Origin of the sequence: Streptomyces sp. NPDC059853, assembly GCF_042731495.1 — a bacterium.
Classification (GTDB): domain Bacteria; phylum Actinomycetota; class Actinomycetes; order Streptomycetales; family Streptomycetaceae; genus Streptomyces.
Genome location: NZ_JBHWJL010000452.1, coordinates 1 through 2,807, shown reverse-complemented (window position 1 = coordinate 2,807; position 2,807 = coordinate 1). Strand labels below are relative to the sequence as shown.

The following is a 2,807-nucleotide window of genomic DNA, read 5'->3' as shown; positions in this document are numbered from 1 at the left end:
TCGCCCCCCCCCGCCTCGAGCACCTCGGCGGACAGCCCCGCCGCGGGCCCCTCCGCCAAGAAGGCCTCGACGCCCACCAGCTCCGCCCCGTGCTCGGTGGCCCGCGCCAGCACCACCGCCCGGCCGACCCCGGGCAGCGCGCACAGCTCCCGTTCGACCTCGGCCGGCTCCACCCGGTGGCCCCGGATCTTCACCTGGTCGTCCCGCCGCCCCTCGAACGCCAGCAGCCCGCTCGGCAGCACCCGCACCAGATCCCCCGTGCGGTACAGCCGCCGCCCGCCGCGCGGGTCGAAGGGGTCGGGCACGAAGGCGCCCGCCGTCGCGGCCGGATCCCCCAGGTAACCGTGCGCCAGGCCCGCCCCGCCGACCAGCAGTTCACCGGTGCCGCCGACCGGCACCGGGTCGCCCGCGCCGTCGAGGACGTGCGCGGTGGTGCCGGAGACCGGCCGGCCGATGGGGACGGTCCCGGCCGCCGCGTCCGCGGGCGTGATGTCGTGCCAGGTGCTGAAGGTGGTGTTCTCGGTCGGCCCGTAGCCGTTGACGACCCGGCCCGGCCGGTCGGGACGGGCCAGCAGCACCGCGAGCCGCCGCGCGTCCAGCCGCTCCCCACCGGCCAGCAGCACCCGCAGCGGCGCCAGGGCGTCCGGCGCGAAGTCCACCACCTGGTGGAAGAGCGTGGCCGTCAGCCACAGCACGGTGATCCGCTCACCGGCGACGAACTCCCGCAGCCGGGCCGGGGCCAGCGCGACGTCCCGGCCGCCCACGACCAGCGTGGCTCCGGCCGCCAGCGCGCCCCACACCTCGAACGTCGCCGCGTCGAACGCCGGATGCGACAGATGCGCCACCCGGTCATCCGCGCCGATCGTCAGATAGTCCGCGTCCGGGACCAGCCGGCTGATCGCCCGGTGCGGCACCACCACCGCCTTCGGCTCCCCGGTCGAGCCGGAGGTGAACATCACATAGGCGACATCCTCCCCCGTCACCGCGGCAGGACCCGGCGCGTCCGGACCCACCGGCCGGTCCCACGACTCCTCCAGCACCAGCACCGGCGCATGACCGGCCGCCCCCGGCACCGTGTCCGCCGCGGCCCGCGCCACCAGCACCGCGTCCGCCGCCCCCAGCAGCCGGCCGATCCGCGCCGCCGGCTGCCCCGGATCCACCGGCAGATAGCCGCACCCCGCGTACAGCGCGCCCAGGAACCCGGTCACCGACCCGGCACCGCGCTCCGCCAGGACCGCCACCACCGACCCCCGGCCGAGCCCGGCCGCCCGCAGCCCGGCCGCCACCGCCCGGGCCCGTACCGCCAGTTCGCCGTACGTCAGCCGCAGCGCTCCGTCCACCAGCGCCCAAGCGCCGGGACGCCGCACCGCGTGCCGCTCGAACCGCTGGTGCACCGCCTCGTACCCGGACCCCGCACCCTCGCCGGACGGCTCGCGGACCAGCCCCGGCAGCGGCGCGTCGGGCGCCGCGAACGCCGCCGCTGCCGCCCCGATCAGCCGCTCGTGCAGCGCGCCCGCCGCCGCCGGGCTGAACAGCTCCGTGTGGTACTCCAGCTCCAGCTCCGGCTCGGCACCGTCCACGACCGACCACAGCAGCTCGTACTTGGCCGTGCCGGTCGGCCACAGCTCCCGGCGCGCCCACTGCCCCGCCAGCCGCAACCCGCCCTCGGCCCGCATCCGGTGGGTCAGCGCCACCTGCGCGAGCGGCGCGCGCGAGCGGTCCGCGCCGATCCGCAGCCCGGCCAGGATGTCCTGCAACGGCGCCCGGCGGTGCGCCAGCGCCTCCGCCACCGCCCGCCGCACCAGCCGTGCCACCTCCCGGGCCGTCGCCCGGGGCGGCAGCGTCAGCCGCACCGGCAGCGTGTCCACGAACATCCCGATCTCCGCGCCGCCGCCCGGCTCCCGCGCCGAGGCCGGTACCGCCACCACCAGATCCCGGTCGCCGGTGACCGCCGCCAGCCCCACCGCGTACGCGGCCAGCCAGGTCATGAACGGACTCAGCCGCTCCTGCCCGGCCACCGCGCGCAGCGCGGCCAGCCCGCGGGGCGCGAACGCCGCCCGGTGCACCGCCCCGCCCGTCCCCAGCACCGCGGGCCGGGGCAGATCGGCCGGCAGCGCCATCGCCCGCGGCGCCCCGGCCAGCCGGCGCCGCCAGTACGCCAGCGCCGCCGGGCCGTCCACTGCGGCCGAGCCGGCCGGCACCGCCACCGGCGCGCCGTGCGCCCCGGCGTCGTCCGCACCCGCGCAGCGCCGCCCGATCTCCTCCTCAAGCAGCGTCAGCGAGACCCCGTCGCACACCAGGTGGTGCACCGTCAGCAGCAGCACATCACCGGCCGCCCCCCGGTCCACCACCAGCGCCCGCAGCAGCGGCGGCCGGGCCGGGTCGAACGGCTCCCGCACCTCCCGGTCCAGCAGCGCCCCCAGCTCCGCATCCGACACCCCCGGCGCCGCCACCCAGCGGCACGGCACCCGCACCTGCGCCGGGTCCGCCTCCACCGCGAGCCCGGGCGCGCGGAAGCCGCGCCGCAGCGCCGGATGCGCCGCCGCCAGCCCGTCCAGCGCCGCCCGCAGCCCGGCGACGTCCAGCCGCCCGGCGAAGCGGTACACCGCCCCCACGTGGTACCGCGCGGTGCCCGGCCACAGCTGTTCCGACGCCCACAGCCGCTCCTCCGCCGCCGTCAGCGGACGTCCGGCGTCCGCCGCCGCCCCGCCCTCCCGCGCGAGCGCCGCCACCAGCCGGCCGAACTCCGGGTAGTCGTAGAGCAGATCCAGATCCACCTCGGTCCCCGTGACGGACCGCAGGCTCAT

At 78.7% G+C, this 2,807-nt stretch carries 1 protein-coding gene; it reads right to left on the bottom strand.

The window, feature by feature from the left end; translation table 11 throughout:
* Positions 1-2,777 (bottom strand): amino acid adenylation domain-containing protein (locus ACFV5N_RS26605; protein WP_385604728.1); only part of this gene is annotated, 2,777 nt, incomplete at its 3' end.
* Positions 2,778-2,807 lie beyond the last annotated feature (30 nt).